24 protein-coding genes are annotated in these 26,664 nt (G+C 52.6%); 10 read left to right on the top strand and 14 right to left on the bottom strand.

The features are described from left to right. Positions 1-13 precede the first annotated feature (13 nt). The 3 genes from HRM2_RS03455 to HRM2_RS03445 all read right to left on the bottom strand — a co-directional run bounded on the left by HRM2_RS03455 (position 14) and on the right by HRM2_RS03445 (position 3,971). A complete protein-coding gene (locus HRM2_RS03455; protein WP_012663074.1) occupies positions 14-1,846 on the bottom strand; it encodes an SLC13 family permease in 1,833 nt (610 codons plus the stop codon). A 136-nt stretch (positions 1,847-1,982) separates the two neighbouring features. Beyond that, positions 1,983-2,426, bottom strand: coding sequence for a universal stress protein (locus tag HRM2_RS03450; protein WP_012663073.1), 444 nt, complete (start codon positions 2,424-2,426; stop codon positions 1,983-1,985). Between the two features lie 216 nt (positions 2,427-2,642). Beyond that, positions 2,643-3,971, bottom strand: a complete 1,329-nt coding sequence (locus HRM2_RS03445) for a sigma-54-dependent transcriptional regulator (RefSeq protein WP_012663072.1) — start codon at positions 3,969-3,971, stop codon at positions 2,643-2,645. 851 nt (positions 3,972-4,822) lie between these two features. On the opposite strand from HRM2_RS03445, the gene HRM2_RS03440 reads away from it, so the two are divergent. The 10 genes from HRM2_RS03440 (at position 4,823) to HRM2_RS03395 (ending at position 16,825) form a co-directional block, all read left to right on the top strand. Continuing rightward, the gene (locus HRM2_RS03440) at positions 4,823-5,845 is read left to right on the top strand and encodes a molybdopterin-binding protein (RefSeq protein WP_012663071.1); all 1,023 of its coding nucleotides are present in this window, start codon (positions 4,823-4,825) and stop codon (positions 5,843-5,845) included. Between the two features lie 42 nt (positions 5,846-5,887). Then, positions 5,888-8,605, top strand: coding sequence for a molybdopterin-dependent aldehyde oxidoreductase (locus tag HRM2_RS03435; RefSeq protein WP_012663070.1), 2,718 nt, complete (start codon positions 5,888-5,890; stop codon positions 8,603-8,605). Between the two features lie 115 nt (positions 8,606-8,720). Further along, a complete protein-coding gene (locus HRM2_RS03430; RefSeq protein WP_012663069.1) occupies positions 8,721-11,045 on the top strand; it encodes a pyridine nucleotide-disulfide oxidoreductase/dicluster-binding protein in 2,325 nt (774 codons plus the stop codon). Between the two features lies 1 nt (position 11,046). Beyond that, positions 11,047-11,259, top strand: coding sequence for a DVU_1557 family redox protein (locus HRM2_RS03425; protein ID WP_012663068.1), 213 nt, complete (start codon positions 11,047-11,049; stop codon positions 11,257-11,259). Positions 11,260-11,262: 3 nt separating this feature from the next. Further along, positions 11,263-11,997 carry a DVU_1556 family methyltransferase gene (trsM, locus tag HRM2_RS03420; protein WP_012663067.1) on the top strand — a complete coding sequence of 245 codons (735 nt, stop codon included), beginning with the start codon at positions 11,263-11,265 and terminating at the stop codon, positions 11,995-11,997. After that, positions 11,990-12,445 carry a DVU_1555 family C-GCAxxG-C-C protein gene (locus HRM2_RS03415; protein ID WP_012663066.1) on the top strand — a complete coding sequence of 152 codons (456 nt, stop codon included), beginning with the start codon at positions 11,990-11,992 and terminating at the stop codon, positions 12,443-12,445. The genes trsM and HRM2_RS03415 overlap by 8 nt, the downstream gene beginning before the upstream one ends. Before the next feature lie 2 nt (positions 12,446-12,447). Then, complete coding sequence (gene trsS / locus HRM2_RS03410; RefSeq protein ID WP_012663065.1) at positions 12,448-13,821, top strand: radical SAM (seleno)protein TrsS; 1,374 nt, start codon at positions 12,448-12,450, stop codon at positions 13,819-13,821. Continuing rightward, the gene (locus tag HRM2_RS03405; protein ID WP_041273022.1) at positions 13,811-15,181 is read left to right on the top strand and encodes a DVU_1553 family AMP-dependent CoA ligase; all 1,371 of its coding nucleotides are present in this window, start codon (positions 13,811-13,813) and stop codon (positions 15,179-15,181) included. The genes trsS and HRM2_RS03405 overlap by 11 nt, the downstream gene beginning before the upstream one ends. Further along, a complete protein-coding gene (locus HRM2_RS03400) occupies positions 15,174-16,217 on the top strand; it encodes an XdhC family aldehyde oxidoreductase maturation factor (protein WP_041273021.1) in 1,044 nt (347 codons plus the stop codon). Before HRM2_RS03405 ends, HRM2_RS03400 begins: the two co-directional genes overlap by 8 nt. Further along, on the top strand, positions 16,214-16,825 hold the full coding sequence (locus HRM2_RS03395) for a nucleotidyltransferase family protein (RefSeq protein ID WP_012663062.1): 612 nt from the start codon (positions 16,214-16,216) through the stop codon (positions 16,823-16,825). The genes HRM2_RS03400 and HRM2_RS03395 overlap by 4 nt, the downstream gene beginning before the upstream one ends. Here HRM2_RS03395 and cobC read toward each other — a convergent pair. From cobC to HRM2_RS03340, 11 genes are all read right to left on the bottom strand, one after another. After that, positions 16,749-17,360: an alpha-ribazole phosphatase gene (gene cobC / locus HRM2_RS03390; RefSeq protein ID WP_012663061.1), complete on the bottom strand. Its 612-nt coding sequence runs from the start codon at positions 17,358-17,360 to the stop codon at positions 16,749-16,751. The two genes, HRM2_RS03395 and cobC, sit on opposite strands and share 77 nt — an antisense overlap. Further along, the gene (locus tag HRM2_RS24920) at positions 17,335-17,877 is read right to left on the bottom strand and encodes an HD domain-containing protein (protein ID WP_012663060.1); all 543 of its coding nucleotides are present in this window, start codon (positions 17,875-17,877) and stop codon (positions 17,335-17,337) included. The genes cobC and HRM2_RS24920 overlap by 26 nt, the downstream gene beginning before the upstream one ends. A gap of 11 nt (positions 17,878-17,888) precedes the next feature. After that, positions 17,889-19,100 carry an NADH:ubiquinone reductase (Na(+)-transporting) subunit F gene (gene nqrF / locus HRM2_RS03380; RefSeq protein ID WP_012663059.1) on the bottom strand — a complete coding sequence of 404 codons (1,212 nt, stop codon included), beginning with the start codon at positions 19,098-19,100 and terminating at the stop codon, positions 17,889-17,891. Positions 19,101-19,121: 21 nt separating this feature from the next. Continuing rightward, positions 19,122-19,730, bottom strand: a complete 609-nt coding sequence (gene nqrE, locus HRM2_RS03375; RefSeq protein ID WP_012663058.1) for an NADH:ubiquinone reductase (Na(+)-transporting) subunit E — start codon at positions 19,728-19,730, stop codon at positions 19,122-19,124. A 151-nt stretch (positions 19,731-19,881) separates the two neighbouring features. After that, positions 19,882-20,514, bottom strand: a complete 633-nt coding sequence (locus HRM2_RS03370) for an NADH:ubiquinone reductase (Na(+)-transporting) subunit D (RefSeq protein WP_012663057.1) — start codon at positions 20,512-20,514, stop codon at positions 19,882-19,884. 33 nt (positions 20,515-20,547) lie between these two features. Further along, positions 20,548-21,300, bottom strand: coding sequence for an FMN-binding protein (locus tag HRM2_RS03365; protein WP_012663056.1), 753 nt, complete (start codon positions 21,298-21,300; stop codon positions 20,548-20,550). Continuing rightward, positions 21,293-22,453, bottom strand: coding sequence for an NADH:ubiquinone reductase (Na(+)-transporting) subunit B (locus HRM2_RS03360; RefSeq protein ID WP_012663055.1), 1,161 nt, complete (start codon positions 22,451-22,453; stop codon positions 21,293-21,295). The genes HRM2_RS03365 and HRM2_RS03360 overlap by 8 nt, the downstream gene beginning before the upstream one ends. Further along, a complete protein-coding gene (locus HRM2_RS03355) occupies positions 22,450-23,778 on the bottom strand; it encodes a Na(+)-translocating NADH-quinone reductase subunit A (protein WP_012663054.1) in 1,329 nt (442 codons plus the stop codon). The genes HRM2_RS03360 and HRM2_RS03355 overlap by 4 nt, the downstream gene beginning before the upstream one ends. A gap of 120 nt (positions 23,779-23,898) precedes the next feature. Beyond that, the gene (cysK, locus tag HRM2_RS03350) at positions 23,899-24,828 is read right to left on the bottom strand and encodes a cysteine synthase A (RefSeq protein WP_012663053.1); all 930 of its coding nucleotides are present in this window, start codon (positions 24,826-24,828) and stop codon (positions 23,899-23,901) included. Then, a complete protein-coding gene (gene epsC, locus HRM2_RS03345; RefSeq protein WP_012663052.1) occupies positions 24,812-25,789 on the bottom strand; it encodes a serine O-acetyltransferase EpsC in 978 nt (325 codons plus the stop codon). Before epsC ends, cysK begins: the two co-directional genes overlap by 17 nt. An 85-nt stretch (positions 25,790-25,874) precedes the next feature. Beyond that, a complete protein-coding gene (locus HRM2_RS03340; RefSeq protein ID WP_012663051.1) occupies positions 25,875-26,375 on the bottom strand; it encodes a ferritin-like domain-containing protein in 501 nt (166 codons plus the stop codon). Positions 26,376-26,664 lie beyond the last annotated feature (289 nt).

Below are 26,664 nucleotides of genomic sequence, written 5' to 3'. Positions count from 1 at the left end.
CCGGAATTAGCGGTTAAATGCCATAGACCAGGCTGATCATGGCGATCATGACAACCAGAAAAACCACACTGACCAGGGCGCCTGCCTTGATGAAGTCAACGGTTCGGTAATGCCCCGGGCCCATGTAAAGGGCATTGACCTGGTGGGTGGGCAGCATGAATGAATTACTCGTGGCAAGGCCGACCACCAGGGCCGCCATTCGGGGATCCGTGTGGGCAGCAATGGCCATGTTGACAACCAGGGGAACCAGCAGAACCGTTGCACCGACGTTTGAAATCACCAGGGTGAACATGGTGGAAAGCAACCCGATAACGGTCAAAAGAACAATGGGGGAGACATCCCCGATGACACTCAGGATGGTATGGGCAATCCATGCGGCAGCACCGGTTTTTTCCGTGGCAATGCCAAGGGGAATCAGGCCAGCCAGGAGAAAAATGGTCCGCCAGTCAACGGACTGATAGGCTTCATCAATGGTCAGAACCCGGGAGAGAATCATGCCCAGGGCCCCGGTCATCAGGGCCACTGACAGCTGAATTTTAAGCCCCATGATCATAACCAGGGCCGTGATGAGCCATAGTCCTGCCCATAGTGCCTTTTCAGGCCGCATCTCCTCTAAATCCGTGGGAAGGCTGAAAAGAAGCCCGCCTTCCTTCTGCAATGCACCAAGGCGCTTCCAGGTCCCATGGAGGGTGACCACATCACCGATCTGGATGACAATGTCATCAATTTTGGCACGATAGGTCTCTTCCTGGCGGTAGACACTCAAGGGCGTCACCCTGAACCGATCCTGGAAGTTAATCTCACGCAACGATCTTCCGGCAAAGGGGGAACGGGGGGCAACAACCGCCTCCACGGATCCAGCCGCATCACAGCCAAGACGTGTTCGATAGGTTTCCAGCTCCTCTTTCAGGTGAAGGCCCAGGTCTGTGGCCATCCTGAGCACATTTTTTTTCTCACCGCAGACCACAAGATCAATGCCCGAGCGGATCTCCATGTCAGGAAGGGGAGAGATCACGTGGTAATCAGGTGGTTCGGTAATGGCCACGACATTGAGCAGATACCGCCGTCTCAGATCTTCCACGATGATGGGATCCCGGTAATCGATAAAATCATCCGGGGTTTTCAATTCATAAATTTCAGTTGCGGTGACGGCTTTCTCCTCTTGCCCGTCTTCGGGTATTTCAGGGGAGGCAAAACAGAGATTCTGGGGCTCATCCTTGGTTTCACCCTGGGGCAGGATAAATCGACCCAGGAGAACAAAACAGGTGATGCCGCTTGCCACAAGAACAAGACCGATGGGGGTGACATCAAACAGGCCGAAGGGTTTTAAATTAAACGGGGCCAGAAGATCATTGAGCAGAATCAGGGGGCTGCACCCCACCAGGGTAATAGTACCACCAAGGATGGCGCTGAAACCCACGGGCATGAGCAGCCGCCCCAGGGGGATCTTCTGCATCTTGCTGATTCGCTGGATGGCCGGCAGAAAAAGTGCGGCAGCACCGATGTTCTGCATAAAGCTTGAAATAATTGCCACGGTCACCGAGATGGCAATGATGATCCTGGAGGCACTGTTGCCGGCAAGGCGAAGCACGGGCGCCACCAGTTTGTTGATCATCCCCGTTCGGTCCAGGCCCGCACCAATGATGATAACTGCGATAATCGAGACCACGGCATTGCTGCTCAGGCCCACAAAGGCTTCCTTGGGCGTCACCAGATGAAGCAGGGGAAGGGTGACCATCATCAGGATGGCGACCACATCCACCCGGACCCACTCAACGATAAAAAGAAAGATGGCAAGTCCGATCATGGCCATTACAAGGATCATATCAAGGGTTAAAGGTTCCATACGCACTCCGCTTTAAGATTAATAGTTCCACTGTTATAGTTTGATATGAAGCACCCTCTGAAAGATCGCAAACAGAGGTGTGTATCATTCGTTGTGGCCAGAACAGGTACCTCATTCCGGCCGTGTCGGTTTATGTTCATTCTGTCTCTTTTCTGCTCACGGTTAGAAGGGGACATTCAAGGCTTCCCATCACCTGGGAAATCCAGTGACGCCGGCTCCCCCGACCCTTGTCCGGCAGGTCATGGCCGCTGCCCCAGATGATTGACTGAAACGGGGGGCGGTCTGCCAGAAATTTCAGCATCTCCTGGGCCGGGTTCCCAATTCGAAGGGCGGAATTGACTTCAATGCCCTCCTGGATAAAGGGCTGTAGGCTTTCTGACAGGCGTTTCCCCATCCGCAGTTCAATATTTCGGATGGTGTTTCGTTTGGGGGTGATGGCTGTGCGGCCTGCAAAGGACATGGGTACGATGATCAAAAGCGTAACCGTTGAATCGATACGCTTGGCAAACCTTCGGGCATAAACCAGGGCCTCGGAAAGAATCTTTTCATTTTCAAACACAAGTAGAATTTGACGAAACATGGTTTGCCTCCTGGGGGGAGTGATTGCAAAAGGCCTGCCAGGTTTGATTAAATACTTAAATGCTTGATTTTAAAGATAATTTCTTATTTGCTTGAATTGAAAATCGGGACTGGGATGTTTCAAGATGCAACATAAATTCAAACCAGGAGGGGAAAACAGCACGGACAGGGTTGGGGATTGTTTTGTTGCAGAACCGAACACATCCGTTGCAAAAAGCTAGGACTGACCGTATTTTTTCATTTTTCGCCACAGGGAGGCACGGTCAATGCCGAGGATCTCAGCGGTTTTCGTGCGGACACCGCCGGTGATCCGCAGCAGGTGGGCGATGTAATCCTGTTCCAGTTCAGCCAGGGTCATCAAGGTTTCATCGGGTAATTTATAGCTCTGAAGTTCAAGCTCAATAAGGTCCGGCGGCAGGTCGCACACACGGATCACATCTGCCTTGCACAGTGCTGTTGCCCGCTCCAGAATATTTTCCAGCTCCCGCACATTTCCAGGAAATGCATAGTCATGCAGCAGGGCCATGGCCTTTTCTGAGATGGCCTTGATCCTTCGCCCACCCCGGCAGTTTAGACGGTTAAGGATGTGGTAGGCAAGAAGCGGGATATCCTCTTTTCTCTCGCTCAGCCCGGGCAGCTTGATATTCACCACATTAATGCGAAAATAAAGATCCTTCCGAAACCCGCCCTGGTTGACTGCGGTCTTTACGTCAACAGCCGTGGCGGAAACAATGCGGACATCAATGGCAACGGGCCGATTACCCCCCACCCGCAGGAGCTCGCCCTCCTGGAGTACCCTGAGAAGCTTCACCTGCATGGATTGGGGCATTTCACCTATTTCATCGATAAAAAGTGTCCCTCCGGTGGCTGTTTCAAGTAATCCGCAGGTTTGGGTGTCAGCACCGGTGAAAGCCCCTTTTTCATGGCCGAACAATTCGTTATCCATGAGGGTTTCGGTCAACGCACCGCAGTTAAAGGCCACAAACGGCCCTTTTCGACGATTGCTTGTGTCATGAATGGCCCGGGCCACAAGTTCTTTGCCGCTTCCAGAATCACCGGTGATCATCACATTGCAGTCTGTCGGCCCAATCTGCCCGATGATGGATACAATTTCCCTTATTTTGCTGCTCTTTCCAATGATGACCGGCATTTGACCGGACTCAGAAACCATGCCTCTCCATTGGTTGAGGTCAAGGGCCTGGTTCACCCGGTCCCTTACCTGGGTCGGGGTAAAGGGTTTTTCAAGGTAATAAAAGGCACCTTCCTTGGTGGCCTCAACAGCACCATCTAAAGAGGCATAACCGGTAATGAGGATCACCTCTGTGTCCGGGAAACGGGCCTTGACCCGGGTCATGAGATCCATTCCGTTCATCAACGGCATCTGAACATCGCTGATCACAAGGTCGCAGGGAGCCTGTTCAAGATGCTGCAAGGCACGCTGGGGATTTGAAAAGGCTGAGACACCATACCCCTCCTTTTCAAGAATCCGCCTCAGCTGCTTGAGAGTAATCGGTTCATCATCGATAATAACAATACGGGGTTTCATCCATTTCCTGCTAACGTTAAAAGGGCAGAATCAATTTTATTGACCTTGCCCTTTTTAGTCTTTTATTTCAATGAATTTATTCAAGACGTTGAAATTGACACATCTTTTTTTCCGATTTCCTTCCGCCAGGATTTTTTTAGTGGTGTGTATCAAGACTTATCCCTATTTGTAATGTCCTTTACCTCCCCGTCCCCCATTACAGATACACATTGGGGGAACAGGTGTTCTTCCATGTCCTGCCATGTAACGATACCGAATTTCAAATTAAAAACATCGTTTTTTTACGGTGTTATAGTTATTATAAGTTATTTTAACCCTTAAAAATATTTTTTTTCATATCTATTTGACAATTAATAACCATAGCCTTTAGTATTACAAGTAATTTTCTATACCCAGTCAATTACAGAGAAAAGTGAGAATAAACGGCCTGCCGGGGAGGGGTATCTGCCCAAAGCCACAAAAAGTTTTGAAATGCCTCCACTGATAATGCTTTGAAGGGCATTTCCTATAACTGGCACGGCCGAGGCGAGGTATTTGCTTTCGGCCACAATGAATATAGAAACTCGACAGCAGAGGTGGACGGGAACGGGTATTGCCCGCAGCGGATTAAACGGCAGCGGTCAGCATGGACGCTGAAGGAGCTGCCGTTTCCCTCGGAGCAGCCCAGGACGGGCTGCGAGAATGAGCGGAGGGTTATACCCGTTCCCGTCTACCGGTCAGACAAGAGTTTCATATAAAAAAATCGGCATACCCGGAGCATGGTCTCCGCTCCGGCCGCAACAAATGATACACGCCTCTGATTGCAATGCTTCGGTGGGAGTTTCATATGAAAAAGAAATAAAGGGGAAAGAATGAAGACAGTTCCCGTGCAGGAAGCCGTTGGTATGGTATTGTGCCACGATCTGACACGTATTGTACCCGGGGAGTTTAAGGGACGCGCATTTAAAAAAGGCCATGTGGTCCAGGAAGAAGATGTCCAGACCCTTCTTGAGATCGGCAAAGAACACCTCTACGTCTGGGAGGCAACCGAAGGGCGTATCCATGAAAACGAGGCTGCCAGTCGCATTGCCACGGCCGCGTCCGGACCGGGTATCCGCCTCACCCAGGCAAGTGAAGGCCGAATTAACCTTATTGCAGACAGGGACGGACTTTTAAAAATAAATGTCCAGGCCCTGAACCGTATCAACAGTATTGATGAAATGGTATTCGGTACCCTTCACACCAATCAGCAGGTCACCAAGGGCAGAGGTGTGGCAGGTACAAGGGTGGTTCCCCTTACCATTAAACAAGATAAAATCGAACAGGTGGAAGAGATCTGCCGCCAGGTGTTCCCCCTGGTTGAGGTCAAACCGTTTCTTGCCAGAAGTATCGGCATGGTAACTACTGGAAGTGAAATATTCAAAGGCCTGATCAAAGATAAATTCGGGCCGGTTCTTGAAGAAAAATTTAACCTTTTAAACAGTTCCATTCTACGACAGATCCTGACATCAGACGATCGTGAAATGACAACAAAGGCCATTAAAGACCTGGTCAATGAAGGCGCCCACATGGTGGTGGTCACCGGCGGCATGTCCGTTGATCCCGACGACCAGACACCGGCGGCCATCCGGGCAACCGGTGCCCGGGTTGTGACCTATGGATCTCCGGTTTTCCCGGGAGCCATGTTCATGCTCGCCTACCTGGGTGATGTCCCCATTGTCGGTCTTCCCGGCTGTGTGATGTACTACAAGGCCACTATCTTTGAACTGATCATCCCAAGATTGATGGCAGGAGACCCGGTCACCCGGGAAGACATCTCGGCCCTGGGCCATGGGGGCTTCTGTGAGAACTGTCCGGAATGCCACTATCCTGCCTGCCCTTTTGGGAAGAATTAATCGTAAACTAAAATTTATTTTTATAAAAAAGGAGAAACTGGGATGTTTAAAAAGACACTCATAGTCAATGGGATTTCCAGAACCATTCTGCACGACCCCAAAGCCACCCTGTCCACGGTTCTGAGGAAACAGCTGATGGTTCTCGGCGTCAAGGTTGGATGCGATGCGGGCCAGTGCGGAGCCTGTAATGTGATCATGGACGGCAAACTAATCCGGTCATGCATCACCAAGATGAGCCGTGTTCCCGAAAATGCCGTCATCACCACCATTGAAGGAATCGGAACCCCTGACAACCTGCATCCCATCCAGCTTGCCTGGATACGCCATGGCGGTGCCCAGTGCGGATTCTGCACACCTGGGTTCATTGTCTCAACCAAGGCCCTGCTTGACAGCACCCCCAATCCCAGCCGTGAAGATATCCGGGACTGGTTCCAGAAGTATAAAAATGCCTGCCGATGCACGGGTTATAAACAGATTGTGGACTCTGTCATGGATGCAGCAAGGGTTATCAACGGGGAAATGACCAAGGAAGAACTTGCCTTTAAAATTCCTGCTGACGGCCGCATCTGGGGAAGCAGCATGCCCCGCCCAACCGCAGTTGCCAAGGTTACCGGCACCTGGATGTTTGGCGCGGATCAAGGCGTTCTCATGCCCGAAGGATCCCTGCACCTGGCCCTGGTCCAGGCCGAAATCTCCCATGGAAAGATTCTATCCATAGACACCTCTGAAGCTGAAAAAATGCCCGGCGTCGTCAAGGTCCTGACCCATAAGGATGTCAAGGGTAAAAACCGCATCTCGGGTCTGATCACCTTTCCCACCAACAAGGGAGACGGCTGGGATAGGCCGATTCTCTGCGATGAAAAGGTTTTCCAGTATGGGGATGCCATTGCCATTGTATGTGCAGACACCAAGAACAATGCCGAGGCTGCCGCAGCCAAGGTCAAGGTTGACCTTGAGCAACTTCCCGAATACATGAGCGCGCCTGCAGCCATGGCCGACGATGCCATTGAAATCCATCCAGGCACGCCCAATGTTTATTACATCCAGAAAATTGCCAAGGGCGAAGAGACAGCTCCGATTTTTGAAAAGGCAGATTTTGTCATGGAAGGTGACTACTATGTGGGCCGCCAGCCCCACCTTCCCATTGAACCGGACGTAGGCTTTGCCTATACCAACGAGGATGGAAAGCTTGTTATCCACTCCAAATCCATTGGCCTTCATCTGCACATGTTTATGATCGCTCCGGGACTTGGCGTTGATCCTGAAAACATGGTCATGGTCCAGAATCCCACGGGCGGTACCTTTGGTTACAAGTTCAGCCCCACCATGGAGGCGTTGCTGGGTGTGGCAGCCATGGCCACGGGAAAACCCGTTCATCTGGAGTACTCCTACAAGCAGCAGCAGCAATATACGGGCAAGCGTTCTCCGTTCTTCACCAATGTTCGCATGGCAACCGACAAACAGGGCAAAATCCTGGCCATGGAGACTGACTGGACTGTTGACCATGGTCCCTACTCTGAGTTCGGCGACCTTCTGACCCTCAGGGGTGCCCAGTTCATCGGGGCGGGCTACGACATTCCCAACATCCGTGGCGAGGGCAGAACCGTCTGCACCAACCACTGCTGGGGCGCAGCCTTCCGGGGCTATGGCGCACCTGAAAGCCAGTTCCCCTCCGAGGTACTCATTGACGAGCTTGCCGAGAAAATTGACATGGACCCCCTGGAATTTCGCTTCAAAAACGTCTATAGAAAGGGTGCCACCACCCCCACTGGATGTGCACCGGATGCCTATTCCCTGCCGGACCTCATCGACTTGATCCGCCCAAAATACAAGGCTGCCAAGGAAAACGCCCTTGCCGCTTCCACCGACGAGATCAGCCGGGGTGTCGGCGTTTCCGTTGGCGTGTATGGATGCGGCCTTGACGGACCTGATACGGCTGAAATTGATGTTGAACTCAACCCGGACAACACGGTCACCGTTTTTGCCACCTGGCACGACCATGGCCAGGGAGCCGACAGCGGGGTCCTTGGCTCGGCCCACGAGGCCCTGCGGCCCATGAACATCCGTCCGGACCAGATCCGGCTGGTGCTGAACGACACAAGCCTCTGCCCCAATGCAGGCCCTGCCGGCGGCAGCCGTTCCCAGATGGTCGTCGGTCAGGCCATCCTCAACGGATGCCAGGCCCTGGTTGCTGCAGCCCAGAAAAGTGACGGGACCTTCCGCAACTATGACGAAATGAAGGCGGACAAGATTGCAACCAAGTGCCACGGCAAATGGTCCGCACCCTGCGCCAATGGAGACGAAAACGCCCAGGGAGATCCCCTGGCAGGATACATGTACGGGGTGTTCCTGGCCGAAGTTGCCGTTGAAAAGGCCACGGGTAAAACCACGGTTGAAGCCATGACCATTGGGGCCGACATCGGAGTTATCAACAACCGTCTCACCGTGGACGGCCAGATTTACGGCGGGGTTGCCCAGGGAATCGGTCTTGCCCTGACCGAGGATTATGAGGACATCAAGCGCCACTCAACCCTTGCCGGTGCTGGATTCCCCTATATCAAACAGATCCCGGACAAGCTTGATATCATGTACATTGAAACCCCCCGTGACCGTGGACCATTCGGGGCCGCAGGTGTGGGCGAAATGCCCCTGACAAGCCCCCATGCCGCCATCATCAATGCCATCTACAACGCCTGTGGGGCAAGGGTGAGGGATCTGCCCGCCCGCCCGGAAAAGGTGCTGGCTGCAATGCCCAAATAACCAATCCGGCCGGCCCATGGTATATGGGCCGGCCGCATCAGTTTTTTTTTATAACCGTCACGGCCGGGGCAGATATCATGTTCCGGCCATGCCGATTATCCAGAACAGGAAAAAAATGGACCAGAAAGAACTGCGCCAGGTGGAAAAACAATGTATTCAGGAGGAGGCCCCGGCCTGTCAATCAACCTGCCCCCTGCATATGGATGTGCGCACCTTTGTCCGCCAGATCAGCCTTGGCAGGTTTGATGATGCCTGGAAAACACTGGCAAGAACCCTGCCCTTTCCAGGCATCCTCAGTCGGATCTGCGACCATCCCTGTGAAACCCACTGTTTAAGGGAAGAACTTGGGGGTGCCATTGCCATCGGTGCACTTGAACGAGCGTGCGTGCACCAGCCCAAGCCCAGAATCCGAACCATCCCCATACCGAAAAAAAACCACACCATGGCCGTTGTTGGGGAAAATTTTAATGCCCTTGTCACGGCCCTGGATCTCTTGAAAAAAGGGTATGGCGTCACCCTTTTCACCACCGGCAATCAACTGGGGGGTACCCTTTGGAAAATAGATGAACGACTTCTTCCCAAAGGGGTCATCCAGGAGGAGCTTGCCATACTCGACACCCTGGGGCTCAAGATTGAGACACAGAGAATTGACAACAACGTTTCAGACCTTTTCCAGGCAGGCTTTTCAGCCGTTTATATCGACCTTTGCAGCCCGGATGCAGCCCCCCTTGCCCAGGGGAAAAGACCGACCGAAAGGACCTTTGCCCTGGAACACGCCGGAGTGTTTGCAGGCCCGGTCCCAGGCCTCGATGGCCAAAACCGGATATCACCCATTGACCAGGCATTCCAGGGAAGGGCTGCAGCCCTTTCCATGGAAAGGTACGTGCAAAAAGTGAATCCAATCGAGGGGCGGGATGATGAAGGGCCCTACCCCAGCCGGCTCTTTACCAACCTTGAGGGAATCACTCCCCTGGCCAAGATGCCGGCCAACAACAAAACAGCAGGTTACACCCTGGAAGAGGCAAAGGTCGAAGCAAACCGCTGCATCCAATGCCAATGCCTTGAATGCGTCAAGGTCTGCCCCTATCTCGCCCACTTCAAGGGCTACCCCAGAAAATATGCCCGGGAAATTTACAACAACGCCACCATTGTCCTTGGCAACCATGCAGCCAACGCCATGATCAACTCGTGCAGTTTATGCGGTCTGTGCACCGAGGTGTGCCCGGAAAACTTCTCCATGGCAGATCTCTGCCTTGGGGCCCGCAGGGATCTGGTGGAACGAAATAAAATGCCCGTGTCGGCCCACTGGTTTGCCCTGGAGGATATGGCCTTCAGCAACTCAAAGCAGTTCATGCTCGCAAGACATGCCCCTGGAAGGGAAGCGAGTGAATTTGTTTTTTTCCCGGGTTGCCAGCTTGCCGGGTCAAACCCGGAGCAGGTGATCCAGACCTATGCATTTCTGCGCAACAACCGGTCCCAGAACACGGGCCTGATGCTACAATGCTGTTCTGCTCCGGCTTACTGGGCCGGTGATCAACCCAGAACAGAAACAGCCATCGCCCTGATTGAAACAAACTGGCAGCAGCTGGGCAAACCTGAAATGATCCTGGCCTGTTCCTCGTGCATGGAGATGTTTAAACAATACCTGCCCCAGATAAAGGTCACCTCCCTGTGGGAGATCATGGACAGGGGGAATCTTCCCGATCAGATGCTGGGGGGAGTTAGCGGCGGAAAGGTATTGGGAACAATCCCGGCCATGGCCCTGCACGACCCCTGCACCACCCGCAATGAGCCACGGGTACACGAGGCTGTCAGAAGCCTTGCAGCAAAGCTTAACATTCCCATCCAGGAGCTTGAGTTAAGCCGGACAAATACCGAATGCTGCGGGTTTGGCGGCCTCATGGAAAACGCAAATCCAGAGATGGCCAAAAAGCAGATTGAACAGAGGCGCTTGGAAAGCGATCTTGATTTTCTAACCTATTGTGCCATGTGCCGCAACCAGCTCAGGGGAGCAGACAAACGAACCGTCCATATTCTGGATTATCTTTTCCCCGGCAAAGAATCTCCTGAAGACCCAGCCGCACGACCCAGGACAGGACTGTCGGAAAGCCGGAAAAACAGGGAACGACTCAAGACGGATCTCCTTGACCGACTGTGGAACCAACCCCCTATAGAAAAAGACCTTTTCCCCCTGTGCATGACACACGAAATAAAGACAACCCTTGAACAGCGGCGGATTTTGAACCAGGACATCCGAGCGGCCATTGCCCATGGCGAAGGGACAGGAAAAAAAATGCTTAACATTGACAACGGTCATTTCCTGGTATCCCACCGCCCGTCCATGGTCACCTTCTGGGTGGAGTACTCAGTGGTCGACACGGGGTATCAGGTCCACAACAGCTATTGCCACCGTATGCAGGTGACCCGGGAGCGACAATAATATGATCACCAACCTTGGCATCCGAGAAAACAAAGATTGGAAATGTCTGGCCTGTGATCAGCTGCTCAAACTTGACAGGGTCACTATCGAATATATGAACGGCAGTTTCACGGTGGAACTTCCCTGCTGCCCCTGTTGCGGCATGGTCCTGGTGCCAGAAGAGATTGCCGTGGGTAAAATGCTCGAAGTTGAAAAACTGCTGGAGGATAAATAGGCCATGGACAGGATTGCTGTAACCCCCCTTTACAAAAACCCTGCACTTAAACAATTGACCAAGCCCGTACTTCGGCCCGGGGGGCTTGAGCTGACCCGGGAGTCGGCCCGGGCATGTGATCTTCACCCCGGAGACCGGGTTCTGGACGTGGGGTGCGGATATGGATCAGCCGTAAGGATGCTGACCAACGAATTTTCCGTCAATGCCTGGGGGATTGACCCGGATATGGCACTGCTCCGATCCCATGGGACATTTACTGGGCCCCAGGCAAAGGCCCAGGCCCTGCCCTTCAGGTCCAGCAGCTTCAAGGCCCTGTTCTGTGAATGTGTGCTGTCGTTGACACCCGACATGGACAAGTCTCTTGCCGAGTTCCGGCGGGTGCTTGAACCCGGAGGAACGTTGGTGCTCTGCGATATCCATGTGCGGGAAAAAAGATACAGTGAGGAATTAAAACAGATTCCCCTGGCCTGCGGGTTCAGGCAGGCAGTGGAGCGGGAAAATATGGAAAAAAGGGTCGAAACAGCAGGCTTTGATCACCTTGAATGGGAGGACCTGTCGTTTTTATTGACCCGGCTTGCTGGCGAGATAATTTTTGAACACGGTTCCCTGTTGAACTTCTGGTCCAAAATCTTTGGCGGCCCATGCAGATCCTCCCACCATACCTGTGAGGCCATCCGTGCAAGCCGGCCGGGATATTTCAGAATTTTTGCAAAAAAAATCAGGAGAAACGATGAGTGACACCATGATGCGCATGATCCCTTTGCAGGCTGAAGGGTATCCATGCAGCCAGATGATGATGATCATGGCCCTTGAAGAACAGGGCCGGACAAACCCGGGCCTGGTTCGGGCCATGGCAGGACTTGCCAAGGGAATGGGAACAAGTTCCGGCTCCTGTGGAGCCCTGGGCTCAGGCACCTGTATACTGGCCCTTTATGCGGCAAGGGGAGACAGAGGTGAACAGGCCCTGGAAAGCTATGAACCCATGCTGGCCCAATTGAACGAATGGTTTGAACAGCAGACCCGTGATTATGGCGGCAGCCTATGCCACCAGATAACCGAGGAAAAGGCCGGTTCCCTGGAGATGGCCGGCCGATGTGGCAACCTCATCGCCGCCACCTATGACCGGGTAATGGAGATCCTTGTGGAAAACGGCATAGACCCTTCTGTTTCAAGGGACGAGCCCTGAAAATGCACCCTGGACAAACCCGGGTGCTTGCCCATACCCATAGCCTCTGTCCCCACTGCCTGAAAAAGATTAAGGCCCAGCGGGTGCAGCGGGGAGACTCGGTTTTTCTTGTGAAAGAGTGCCCTGACCACGGCCCCATGGAGACTGTCATCTGGCAGGGCAAACCCGGGATCGAACAATGGGTTAGGAACAAAACCCGGTCAGGCCCGGAACGACATGCCACAGCAACACACAAGGGATGCCCCTTTGACTGTGGCATCTGCCCCCAGCACAACCAACGGACCTGTACGACACTGATCGAAGTAACCCAGCGTTGCAACCTCAACTGCCCGGTCTGCTTTGCTGACAGCAACAACCTTATTCCTGATCCCGATCTTGACGAAATCCAACGATGGTACAAACGGATAAAAACGCTGACCAATGGCCAGTGCAACATCCAGATTTCCGGAGGAGAACCGACCATCCGGGACGATCTTCCCGAAATCATCCGCATGGGCAAAGCCATGGAGTTTGGCTTTATCCAGGTCAACACCAATGGCCTTCGACTTGCAGAAGATGAACCTTTTTTGATCCAACTCAAACAGGCCGGGCTTGACAGCCTCTTTCTCCAGTTTGACGGAATCAATGACACCGTTCACCTGGCACTCAGGGGAAAACCCCTCCAGAAGATCAAAGAGCGTACCATAGCTCTGTGCCAGAAGCACAACCTTGGCGTAGTACTGGTGCCCACCCTGGTTCCCGGGACAAACGACTCCCAGGTGGGAGAGATCATCCGCTTTGGCCTTGAACGTTCCCCCCATGTCCGGGGCGTTCATTTCCAGCCCATCAGCTATTTTGGACGCTTTCCCAACCCCCTTGAACTTAAACAACGAATCACCCTGCCCCGGGTAATCCAGCACATTGAATCCCAGGCCGGAATGGACCCATCCTGGTTTCGCCCCCCCGGCTGAGAGAATGCCCTGTGCTCGTTCCACGGCAATTTTGTCATCATGCCAGATGGACGGCTGACCCCCCTGACCCGCCACCAACCGTCAACAGCGGTTGAAGACGGTTGCCGGGGTGCATCCGGAACCATCGGTTTTATTGCCAGACAATGGGCCTCTCCTTCGGCGAAGGAGCAGCAATATCAACAGGGAATTCCTTGTGATTATCTGGCAAAAAACCCCATGGATCTTGGGATTTTTTTAAGCCGGTTAAAAACCCATATGTTTTCAATCTCGTGCATGGTATTCCAGGATGCCTGGAACCTGGATCTTGAACGGGTTCAGGATTGCTGCATCCATGTGTTTTCACCCGACGGCCGACTGATCCCCTTTTGCATGTACAACCTCACCGACGTCGATGGCAGGAGTCTTTATCGAAACCATGAATATTGACATCACCCCCCTGGACCGCTGGATCGTCACCAGGACAGCATCCCGGTTTCCTGGAGAGCCTACCACTGGAATTACCACACAACTGGAAGCCTACCAGCTCTGGATGCTGAAAAAAACGCTGACTCTGGCCAGGGAGAAAAGCCCCTTTTACCGGAATCATTTAAAAGGAATCAACCTGGAAGACCTTAGATCCGTTCAAGACATCCGGCAATTGCCCTTCGTCTTTGCCCGGGACCTGGCAGACCACGGTCTGCAGATGCTGTGTGTCTCCCAGGGTGAAATTGCAAGGGTGACCACCCTTCAAACCTCAGGCACCACGGCCCGTCCCAAACGCATCTTTTTCACACAACATGACATGGAAAATACAGCCGAATTTTTCACCCGGGGCATGGCAACCCTTGTCAAGCCGGGTCAACGGGTAATGGTGCTCATGCCCGGCCCCAACTTCGGATCCGTTGGTGAACGGGTAAAAACAGGCCTTAGCCAAATGGGGTGTTCGACCCTTGTCAACGGATTTGTGGATAACCCCGGCAGTGTGGTCAAAAAAATAGCAGCGTTCAGGGCGGACTGCATCATCGGCCTGCCGGTTCAGGTACTCAGCCTGGCCCGATCCTCCCGGGCCACAGCCCATGGATCCTCCATTTCCACCAACAGGATCAAGAGCGTCCTTTTAACCGGGGATTATGTGCCCCTGTCAATCATCCGGGCCATCAAAGAAATCTGGCACTGTCCAGTTTTCATCCATTATGGTATGACTGAAACAGGTCTTGGCGGCGGAGTCGAATGCCGGGCCCAAAGGGGATGCCATCTGCGGGAGGCGGACCTTTTTTTTGAAATCATTGATGAAAACGGTTATCCCCTGCCATTGGGACAGGTGGGAGAGGTCACCGTCACAACCCTCACCCGAACAGGCATGCCCCTGATTCGATACCGCACCGGGGACAGGGCCTGTTTTCTCGAAGATCTCTGCCCCTGCGGATCACGCCTCAAACGCCTGGACAGGGTCCGGGGAAGGAGCGTGGTCAGGCTTGGCAGCCAGGAAATCCGCCTGGATGAAATGGACGAGGCTGTTTTCAAGCTGGATAACATGGTTGATTTTCAGGTCACCCTGGTGGAAGCAACGGTTGCAACAGCCGGGATTCACCTGTTGAATGTCGAGTTCTGGTCGATCCCGGATAAGGTCCAGGGCCTGGAACGTAAGATAGAACAGGCCCTTTACAAGATTCCGGCCATCCGACACCTCATGGATCAGGGTGAGTTAACAATTAACAGCATCTTTGCTTCTAATGCAAAACTTTTTTCACGGCCCATTAAACGAAGCATAAAGCAAGAAAGGATAAAGAAAAAAATAAATGTCTAAAAACGATAAGGCAGTTTGGGAAAGTTTAAACCAGGGTACCCCCGTTGTCATGGCCACCATATTGAGCAAACAGGGGTCAGCACCCAGATCTGCCGGAACAAAGATGGTCGTCCATGGGGACGGCAGCATCAGCGGAACCATTGGCGGCGGGTGGATCGAGGCAAGGGTGCAGGACCTTGCCGGAACTTTTTTCAAGACCCGGACCGGCGCATTGATTCAGGAATTCACCCTGGATGCCCGGGCATATGCAGACATGGACATGGTCTGTGGCGGTGATGTCACCCTGCTGCTGGAATACCTGCCGGCCACGGCCCTGAACCTTGAATTTTTCCAGAAACGCATGGACCTTGAGGCCGTGGGGCAGAATGGTTTCCTGGCGAGCAGGCTTGCTAAACAACCGGATGGAAGCTATACCGTGGATCGTTTCCTCATCTCAGGCCAGGAACAGACAGGGCCCTTTGCCCTCAGTCAGGCATCCCTGATCCGGCTGTCAGACCAGGCAGAAATGATGCGATCACCTGGCCTGATTTACCTTGACGATGGGACCTTTTTCATCGAACCCGCCCGGTTCAACGGCACCCTCTACATCCTCGGGGCTGGCCATCTTGCCATTGAAACAGCCCGCCTTGCCGCCCATACGGGATTTAAACCCATTGTCATGGACGACAGAAAAGAATTTGCCAACAACCAACGTTTCCCCATGGCCGACACCCATGTGCTCGACAATTTCGATGGCTGCTTTGACGGATTCACCATCGGGGAGGGCAGCTACATCGTCATCATGACCCGGGGACATCTCTACGACCGGACCATCCTCGAACAGGCCCTTGAAACCCGGGCCACCTATATCGGCATGATCGGCAGCAGATCCAAGCGAAAAATCATTTATGACTATCTCCTGTCCCAGGGCGTATCCCAGTCACGTCTGGACACGATCCACGCCCCCATCGGACTTGCCATCAATGCCCAGACCCCGGAAGAGATCGCCGTGAGCATTGTTGCAGAACTTATCCAGGAAAGGTTCAACGCCGTATGAAATATTCAGCCCTGATTCTGGCCGCAGGTTTTTCATCCCGCATGGGCAGATTCAAACCCCTCCTGCCCCTTGGAACGACAACGGTTCTGCAACGGGTGATATCGATCTTCCAGACGGCCGGGGTCGAGGATATCCGTGTGATTACTGGCCACAGGGCAGACGATATCGAACCGTTTGCAACGGTTATGGGGGTAAAAACAATATTCAATGCCGATTTTAAAAACGGAATGTTTTCGTCGGTACAAACAGGGGTCCAGTCACTTTCCCCGGAAAGATCTGCCTTTTTTGTCCTGCCCGTGGACATTCCCCTGGTGGCCCCGGACACCGTCAAGGGATTGCTTGCCGCCTGGGAGGCAAACAGGCCCGTTGTTGCCTATCCCATATTTCAGGGTCGACGGGGTCACCCTCCCCTGATCTCCATGGGGATCAGGGATCATATTCTCAACTGGTCGGGCCATCAAGGATTGAGGGGAGCACTTGAAGCCCTCGAAGATCCTGGCCTTGAAGTTGAAACAGACGACAGATACATTCTCATGGACATGGACCGGCCCGAAGATTACGAACAGATACAGCAGTGGGCGCAGACCCCTGACCATCCAGCCCGCTGATGATATTCAGACATCCATAGGTCTGGTCAATGGTAAACAGATCCTTGAGCGCCTTGCCCAGGAGATCACACAAAATCATCCGGTTGACCCCGGCATGGGCCACGATCAGGCTGTCACCCCTGTTCTGGCGGGCAATTTTCTGAAACGCCGGCACCACCCGGGCAAAAAGGTCTGCAAAGGATTCCCCTCCAGGGGGCCGGTAATTGACCAGATCCTTGCCCCGGGCCTCCCAGGCCTGGGGGCAATCGGCCTTGATCCGTGCAAAGGTTTGTCCATCCCAGTCACCCAGGTCGATCTCCCCTAATTCGTTAACCCGTGTAATATCATGGTCTGCCTGTCCCGTTACAATCCGGGCAGTCTCAACACACCGCGACAGGGGGCTTGAAAAGACGTGATCAATTTTGATATCAGCAAAATACCCCTGCCAGAACCGGGCCTGGTCAACCCCTTTTTGACTGAGTTCCACATCTGTCTGCCCGATGAATCTTTTGATTTCACTGCCTTTAATTTCACCGTGTCTCAACAGATAGATCATTCAGCACCACCATGATGTCCTGCTTTAAAATTCTGGAAAGTTTCGCCCGTATAATGCAAAAAGTTTCAAGGCGATGGCCAATGGCTTGAACCGCCTCAGGATCTGCACTGAAACGGATCAATTTTTTATTGAACCGCTCTTCAACATCCAGGCAGAATCCGTCATTGACGGTCAGTTTGTCTGCAAAATAAACGATCTCCGATTCAGTAACGGGCCCATCTGAATCGCTGGTTAAATCCATGTGAACGGCAACAATGTCTGCCACCTCTGGAAATCCAAGATCCTCCAGAATTTTGCCGCCCCTGACGGCATGATTGGGCTGTTTTCTTGCGATATCATGGAGAAGTGCCCCGGCATTAACCAGATCAACATTCAGCCGGGACGGTGTTTGATCCAGGAGTGAGCAGATTTTATCGGCTGTCCGGGCAACTCGCACACAATGCCGGACAATTCGGTCATCGGCAAAAGGACTGGTTTCAAGCAATTCCATGCACTTTAAAGGTTCGGGTATCTGCATCTTTTTGTCAGTTAGAACTTATCGTAAAAGATCATCTCATCCTCTACCCCGAAGTCGTAAAGTGCCCGGATAATGGCGTCGATCATGGGTGGAGGTCCACACAGGTAGTATTCAATCTCCGTTGGATCCTCATGGGTTGCCAGATAATCGTCACAGAGAAAGTTGTGGATAAACCCCGTGGGACCTGTCCAGTTGTCCTCAGGGTCGGGGCTGGAAAGGGCAATGTGGTACTTAAAGTTTTCATACCGTTGTTCAAGATCCTTGAAGGTCTCATCGTAGAACATCTCTTTTTTGGACCTTGCCCCGTACCAGAAAGAAATCTTCCGATGGGTGTGAATTCCCTCCAGCTGTTGAAGGATGTGACTGCGAAGGGGGGCCATGCCGGCACCTCCACCAACAAAGCACATCTCATTTTCAGTTTCCCTTGCCATGAACTCACCATAGGGACCGCTCACCTGCACCTTGTCCCCGGGCTTGAGGCTGAACACATAGGAAGAACCAAATCCAGGGGGAATACCCTGGGTGCCCGGCGGCGGGGTGGCAATCCTGACGTTCAGCATGATGGTCTGGTTGTCATAGGGGGGATTGGCCAGGGAATAGGCCCTGAACCCAGGTTTTATACCTTTTGCCCTCAATTCCATGAGGTTGTATTTTTTCCATTCACTCACATATTTGCTTTCAATATTAAACTCTTTAAAGTTTAAATCATACTCGGGCACGTCGATCTGGAAATAGGCGCCAGCCTTGAAATCAATGGGGGTTGCGGGTTTGAGCACCAGTTCCTTGATAAAGGTTGCCACATTATGGTTTGATACCACTTCGGCATCCACCTTTTTAATGCCGAAGATCGATTCCGGCAGTCTGATTTCAAGGTCGTTCTTGACCTTGAGCTGGCAGGCGAGGCGCTTGCCGGCAAGCTTCTCCTTGCGGCTCAAATGGCCAAGCTCAGTGGGAAGAATGCTTCCGCCGCCCTTGATCACCTCACATTTACACATGCCGCAGGAGCCGGAACCACCGCAGGCTGAAGGCAAAAAGATCTCCTGGCTGGAAAGGGCCGACAACAGTGTGGGGGTACCGGCCACCTTGATTGAATGGTCCTTGTCATTGTTGATGACAATCCCATGCTCGCCCTTGGTTGTCACCTTGGCTTCCACAAAGAGTAACACCATGACAAGGGCAAGGATGACGCCCGAGAAGACCAGTATGCTGATGAGGTAGATCAATTATCGTCTCCTTGATTTTTTTTACAGGGTAATCCCTGAAAACATCATAAAGGTCATGGCCATGAGCCCTGCAACGATCATGGTGATGCCGAATCCCTGGAGCCCGACAGGAACGTCGGCGTACTGGACCTTCTTTCTAATGGCGGCCATGGAGACAATGGCAAGCATCCAGCCCGTGCCCGAGCCTGCGCCAAAGACCATGGACTCCACCAGGGTGTAGTTTCTCTCCACCATGAAAAGGGAGGTACCCAGGATGGCGCAGTTCACAGCAATCAGGGGAAGAAAAACGCCAAGGGCCGCATATAGAAGGGGGGAATATTTATCAATGACCATCTCAAGGGCCTGGACAATGGCGGCAATGACCGCAATAAAGGTGATATACTTTAAGAAACTCAGGTCCACATTGGGCAACCCGGCCCAGGCCAGTGCCCCGGGTGCCAGCAGTCCGTGGTAAACCACCCAGTTTACCGGGCTTGTGACGGTGAGGACAAAAATTACGGCAAATCCCAGGCCCGTTGCTGTTTCAATGTTTTTGGACACGGCAATGAACGAACACATGCCCAGAAAATAGGCCAGGAGAATATTTCCAATAAAAACCGAGTTAATAAAAAGACTGAACAGGTCACCCATTGCCTACTCCTTTATATGATTATATGAAACTTGTACCATTCCGCCGACCAGAGGAAGGTTTTGCCCTCCCCCCGGTCGCCTCTGTTGTCGAAGATTCAAGTTTCATGCTTCGTTGTGTCCGTGAGCCCATATTCCGCTCCAAGCAGGCTGCTTATTTGTTTTCATGGGAGACGCCCGGCAGACTGTTTTTCAGCCAGACCAGAAGCCCGATAATAAAAAAAGCGCCCGGTGCCAGCACCATGAGCCCCATGTTCTGGTACCCGGCTTCTATCATGAACCCGGGAATAACGGGTATGCCGAAGATATTGCCCGACCCCAGAAGTTCCCTGATAAAGGCCACAGCCACAAGGATAAGCCCATATCCTATACCGTTGGCAATACCGTCCACAAACGAGTCCCCCGGGGTGTTGGCAAGGGCAAAGGCCTCGGCCCGTCCAAGGACGATGCAGTTGGTGATGATAAGCCCCACAAAGATCGATAGCTGCTTTGAGGTGTCGTAGAAAAAGGCCTTGAGCACCTCGTCCGTGATGATGACCAGGGAGGCAATGATGGCAAGCTCCACAATGATCCGGATGTTTGAGGGGATCTGTTTACGCAGCAACGAGATGGTAAAACTGGAACAGGCCGTGACAACGGTGAGGGCAACGGCCATGACAAGGGCCGTTGACATCTTGACCGTAACGGCAAGGGCCGAACAGATGCCGAGCACCTGGAACGCCACTGGGTTCTCCCGCCAGATGCCCCGAACCATTATGTCCAATCGGTTTGATTTTTCTTTTGCCATGGGAATCCTTTTATCTTTAAATGGGTGGTAGCCTTATTTTTTTACCGGGGCAGGTTCTGGGGTGCCTGCACCTTTTGGGATCAGGTCATGCTGCCGAAAGGTGATCGAAACGGCATCATACTTGACCAGGGTGGATTTAATGCCCTCGGAGAGGTACTTCCCGGTCAGGGTGGCCCCGCTGATGCCGTCCACATAATTTTCCTGTTCCGATGCAGGCAGATTTGCCACTTTACCCTTGGCAATGCCCACCGAGACAAACTTGTTCTGGGCGTTAACGATCTTTTTACCCTTGAAATTTTTCTGAAACCAGGCACTTTCAATCTCTCCGCCCAGCCCCGGGGTCTCTGAATGGTTGAAGATTGAAAATCCGGACACGGTCTCACCGTCCGCCTTAAAGGCAAGATATCCCTGGATCTTACCCCACAACCCCCGACTGTTGATGGGCAGGATATACCCCTGGATACGGCCGTCACTCTTGTACAGGTAGAGGTGCAGGGCATTGGGATCCACTTGTTCAAGAATTTTCCCCTGGCTGTCCACAATTGCCTCCTCAATATGGGCGTCATAGAGGCGGTTGATTTCATCCTTTGAAGGTTTTTTACCCGGCTCAACCAGGTTGGCAGCCTTGAGAAGGTTAACGCGTTTATCAAGGGCGATGTTCTCCTGCTGAAACCCCTTTAAACCGCTTGCCGCACCACTGATGAGCAGACTGCATACAAATGAAACCAGCAGGGCAAAACGAATCACATTTTTTCGGCTGTTTTTATCCGGTCGGGTTTCAGACATTGGGAATCCTCTTTGATGATTTATATTTAACCACCCCATGGTCCAGCAGTGCCGAGAATACGTTCATGAAAAGAATGGCAAGCATGGTGCCTTCGACAAAGGCGGGGTTGACCACCCGAATCACCACCGTGAGAAAACCAATGAGAAACCCAAACATCCAGCGACCGGGATTGGTCCCAGGCGCAGACACGGGATCGGTGGCCATGAAACAGATGCCGAACAAAAACCCGCCGGCGCACAGATGATAAAGGGGACCAGCATGGCCCCAGGTGCTCGCATTGCCCGGGACAAGGTAGAAGGCAAGGGATGTGGCAACAAGACCAATGATGCCACCGGCAATAATGCGAAAATTTCCAATCCGGGTAATCACAAGGAAGGCGCCGCCCAACAAACAGCACAGGGCCGAGGTTTCACCGATGCTGCCCGGCACAAACCCCCAAAAAAGGTTGGTCAGGGAAAAACCGGCCTGGGACAGGGCCTGGGTGATCGTCCCGCCGTCAACACCGGTTGTGGCAAGGGCCGTGGCACTGGAAACAGCGTCCACGCCGTTTGTGCCTGCAATCCAGACATTTCCAGACATGGAAACCGGGTACGAGAAAAAAATAAAAGCCCGGGCCGTGAGGGCGGGATTGAGAATGTTTCGGCCGGTTCCGCCAAACACCTCTTTACCCATCACAACACCAAAGGAAATGCCAAGTGCCACCTGCCACAGGGGAATGGTGGCGGGCAGGGTCAGGGGAAACAACATACCCGTGACAAAGAACCCTTCGCTGATCTTGTGTTTACGCACAACGGCAAAGAGAATCTCCCAGAAAAACCCCACCACATAGGAAACCACGATGATGGGCAGGACATACCGTACACCCAGGAGAATGGCTGCAACCACATCCAGTTGCTGGCCCCGGGCAATGCCTGACTGGAGTCCTGTATTGTAGATGCCGAACAGGATTACAGGCACCAGTGCCACAAGGACAAAAGTCATATAGCGTTTAAGGTCCAGGTTGTCCCGGATAAAGGGCATCACCCGGTTCACAGGCGACGGGAAAAAGAAAACCGTCTTTGCCGCATCAAACAGGGGCTCAATCCTGGCAAAACGTCCAGACCCTGTAAAATGGGGCTCGGTCAGATCAAAAATTTTTTTTATGGGGTTCATTGTTTATCCTTATAAAGGGCGTCCATTCCATGGCGCAGAATCTGGGCAAGCTCGATCTTGGACGGGCAGGCATAGGAACACAGACCGCATTGACAGCAGTCCAGAAGACCGCACTCCAGGGCGTTTTCAATCTCATCGCTCAACAGGGCCTTCATGATGAAGTTGGGCATGAGATCATTAGGACAGATCTTTTCACAATAACTGCAGTTGATGCAGGCCCTTACTTCCCCGTGGCGGGTGCAGTCCACCTCCTTGGGCTCGGGAAAAAGGCAGGAAAGAAAGGTTTTTGAAACCGTTGCCTTGGCCTTGCCCGGACGGATAAACCCTAACAGTTCCTCACCGTCCGGGGTATCGATGAGGTTGAGTGTATTTTCAAAAAACCCCAGGTGATCGTCAGGTTCCACGATCCTGCCGTTGAACCGGCCTGTGGTGATGAGGCTCCTGTCAATAAAATCGCCTATAAGGGCTTTGACCGGGGCCCCCTGTCGGGTCAGAATATGGGGACGATGTTCCCTGCCCCGGGTGACAGTGATGATCTTTTGGGTGGGGTATCGGCCGGTCATTAAAAACCTGGCCATCATGACCAGGTGATCTGCGGCGATGCACCAGGAACTGTTTTCTGCTGAATCTTTTTTGAGATGGTAAAGAACGGCACCGGGATTCCAGGCAGGATAGATGTCGGGCACCGTGTGGGTAACCGAAGACTTCACCTTTCCCAGCCGTTCAAGGCTGCCCTCCCTTACCGTTACAACGATCCTGTCGGACAATCGTTTCAACACCTCAAGGCCAAAATGAAGTGCGGTCTGCTCTCGTTCAAACACAACACCCGGATCAGGGGAAAAAGGATCGTTTCCCGAAAGGGAAACAATGATCATGGAAGGGGTGTGGCTGGCGTCTGCCGTGTCCATTGCCGGGAACTGGCGAAGGGCCTGCCACATCCCCCCCTGTTTAAGGCGTTCCACAAGGACCTGCCTGGACACTTCGCCAAGCGCTGACAGGGAGATCGGGTCAAACTCAACAAAATCCTCGGCACCTTCAAGGCTGATAACGACCTCGTGCAATCGCCTGCGTTCGCCGTACACGATTTTCTGAATCACGCCCGTGCCCGGTGACACATATTGTACGGATTTATCCCGCTTGTCATAAAACAGGGGGGCCCCAGTCTGGACCCTGTCACCCTCCTTGACCATAAGTTTGGCCCGGATATGGGGAACATCCATGGCGGATAGACCAAGGGTTCTGGGATCAGAAAGCTCAATGATGCCAATGTCAGGCATGCCGGCAAGGGGAGTGGTAAATCCTTTGGAAATCTTGATCTTTTCCATCAATTAAATTCCATTCGTTAAATATGTTTAAAACCTGGGTGACAGCATTTCCGGGAAACGACCCTGCTTCGATCATTCAGGTCATTTTATCAAAAACATAGTTAATATCAACCCTATTGTCTAAACAGAGTCAAGGAAAAGATCGGTGCTCAAATATCTTTCTCCCGTGTCGGGCAGAATAACCACCATGAGTTTTTCCCTGTTTTCCTCTTTTGAGGCAAGATCGATAACAGCCTGGATGGCGGCACCCGACGAGATACCGCAAAGGATGCCTTCGTCCCGGGCAAGCTGTTTTGCCTGTTTCATGGCATCGGCGGATGCCACCTGGACAATCTCATCCACAAGGGAAAGATCAAGAACCTGGGGAATGAACCCGGCCCCGATACCCTGGATTTTATGGGGTCCGGGGGCGCCACCGGACAAAACAGGAGACTCAGCCGGCTCCACGGCAACAGCCCTGAACGACGGCCGCCGCTGTTTGATCACCCCGGCGACGCCGGTGATGGTGCCGCCGGTGCCGACCCCTGACACAAGGATGTCAACCTTTCCGTCGGTATCAATCCAGATTTCTTCGGCCGTGGTTTTTGCATGGACAGCCGGGTTGGCAGGGTTGGAAAACTGATCGGGCATAAATGCATTATCGGTCTCAGCCACAATGGCCCTGGCCTTTTCAACGGCACCTTTCATGCCAAGGGGACCCGGTGTCAGCACCAGGGTTGCCCCCAGGTGTTTCAACAGTTTGCGTCGCTCCACACTCATGGTTTCAGGCATGGTGAGAATCAGTTTCAACCCCTTGACCGCCGCTGTAAAGGCAAGGGCTATACCGGTATTCCCGCTGGTCGGCTCCACAATGACAGTGTCTTTGGTGATGAGCCCCTCTCGTTCAGCGGCCTCGATCATGGCAACACCAATGCGGTCCTTTATGCTGCCCATGGGGTTGTACGCCTCGACCTTTCCCAGAATTGTTGCATGGTACCTGGAACTCAAACTCTTTAAATGGACAAGGGGTGTGCATCCCCAGCCCTTTGTAAGATCAGATAGAATATTCATTTTCCCTCTCCTTGTATCGATAAATAAGCCTGGGGGTTTCAATAAAAACCTTGGTATCGGCAGGGATGGATTCGGTGATCCAGACGTTTCCGCCAATGACCGACCCTCGTCCAATGGTTGTCTGCCCCCCGAGAATGGTGGCCCCGGAATAGACGATGACATCATCCTCAATGGTGGGGTGGCGCTTCTTTCCCTTGAGACTCTTGCCCGAACCCGGTGGCAGGGAAAGCGCTCCAATGGTGACGTTCTGATAGATCCTGACATTGTTGCCAATGATGCTTGTCTCGCCAATGACAATACCCGTCCCATGGTCAATGACAAAACGCCGTCCAATCCGGGCGCCGGGATGGATATCGATGCCGGTAAGACTGTGGGCATGCTCGGACATGATCCGTGGCAGCTGGGGAATCTGAAGCTGATGAAGAATATGGGCAATCCGATACACGGTGATGGCAAAGAGCCCGGGATAGCTGAAGATCACCTCGTCATGGCTTTTGGCTGCAGGATCACCATCATAGGCCCCCCTTACATCCTCGGCAAGGGCCTGTCTGACTCCGGGCACCTTTTCAATGACGGCCAGGGCCATCTCCTGCCCTCTTCTTTCACAATCCGTGCAGGCCTGTCCATATCTAAGGCAGTCATGGCGCATGACATGCACAATCTGCTCGGACAGAATGTCGTGGAGCTCGGAAATATTCTGGCCCATGCAGTAAGCAAGGTTAGCTGCATCAAGCTTTTTTTTCGAGAAATAACCGGGGAAGAGAACCTCCCTGAATTTATCCACCATGACCTTGACCGAGGTGGAAAAATGGATAGGCTCATCCCCGATGTGGGCAAAGCAGGTCTCATCCTCCATACTGGCAAGGACGGTTTCGATTACACCGGGAAGCTTTTCCCTGTGCTCGGATATGAATTGATGTTCGCTCTTGCATGCAGCGTCGCTTGCGTTGAGGATCTCCATTGTCGGCTCCTTTAAAATTGGCATAATGTAAAATTACTATACCACAATGTAGGCATTGTCAAGCCAGACAAAAAAGTTCCCCTGGTTAATCTTCCATATCCTTTTCCATGAAATTGAACCAGTATCCGCTGCCGGTTGCATAATCCAGTTGAACCTGAACCACCTCCACATGGCGCTGTTCAATCTCATAAAACTTCTCGAGCATCTCCCTGATGGGGCCCTGGGAATTTTCGCAGGCTTTTTTATAAAAACGGCTGGTTTCAATTTCCAGGCCCAGGGCTGCATTCAGGACCCGCTTGACATCGCCGAGCATCTGTTCTGGAATCCGATCTTTCATCTGCTCAATCCCATCATCAACCACTGGCGAGATGTCGGATTTCAGGCTTTCAATGTCAATCTCTCTTTCCTGGGCAAGCAGATCCAGACCGTGTTCCAGAAAATCAATGTGGGATTGTTCATCATCGGCCAGGGCCTTAAAAATGGATTTTCCCCTGTCATCGTCAATGGTGTCTACTGCGGACAGATACAGATCTCGAATCTTTCGCTCATAGATCAATGCATTTTTAAAAATATCCTGGGAATTCATATTGCCTCCTTGTTCGGACCATTCCGGTCTTCAACCCAAGGTCCAGTTAACACCATCTTACCTGTTTGCCTGTTTGATATCCAGTCAACGGGTCAGATATTTTACATGGATAACCCCATGGAAATTCACGATACAGGCATGGGAGAAATGACATTGTATATATATCACGAATCCAAGCCATTCACCAAAGCAATTCTAATTAGAATTGCTGCCAAATCCATGTTGAGCTTGATCTTGACCTTAATATCCTGTAAATATGAATGTTTTTACCATTGACATGAGGAGGAAT

The sequence above is a fragment of the Desulforapulum autotrophicum HRM2 genome, assembly GCF_000020365.1.
Classification (GTDB): Bacteria; Desulfobacterota; Desulfobacteria; order Desulfobacterales; family Desulfobacteraceae; genus Desulforapulum; species Desulforapulum autotrophicum.
The sequence above is the reverse complement of the archived record's forward strand: the minus strand, read 5'-3'. Positions and strand labels throughout refer to the sequence as shown.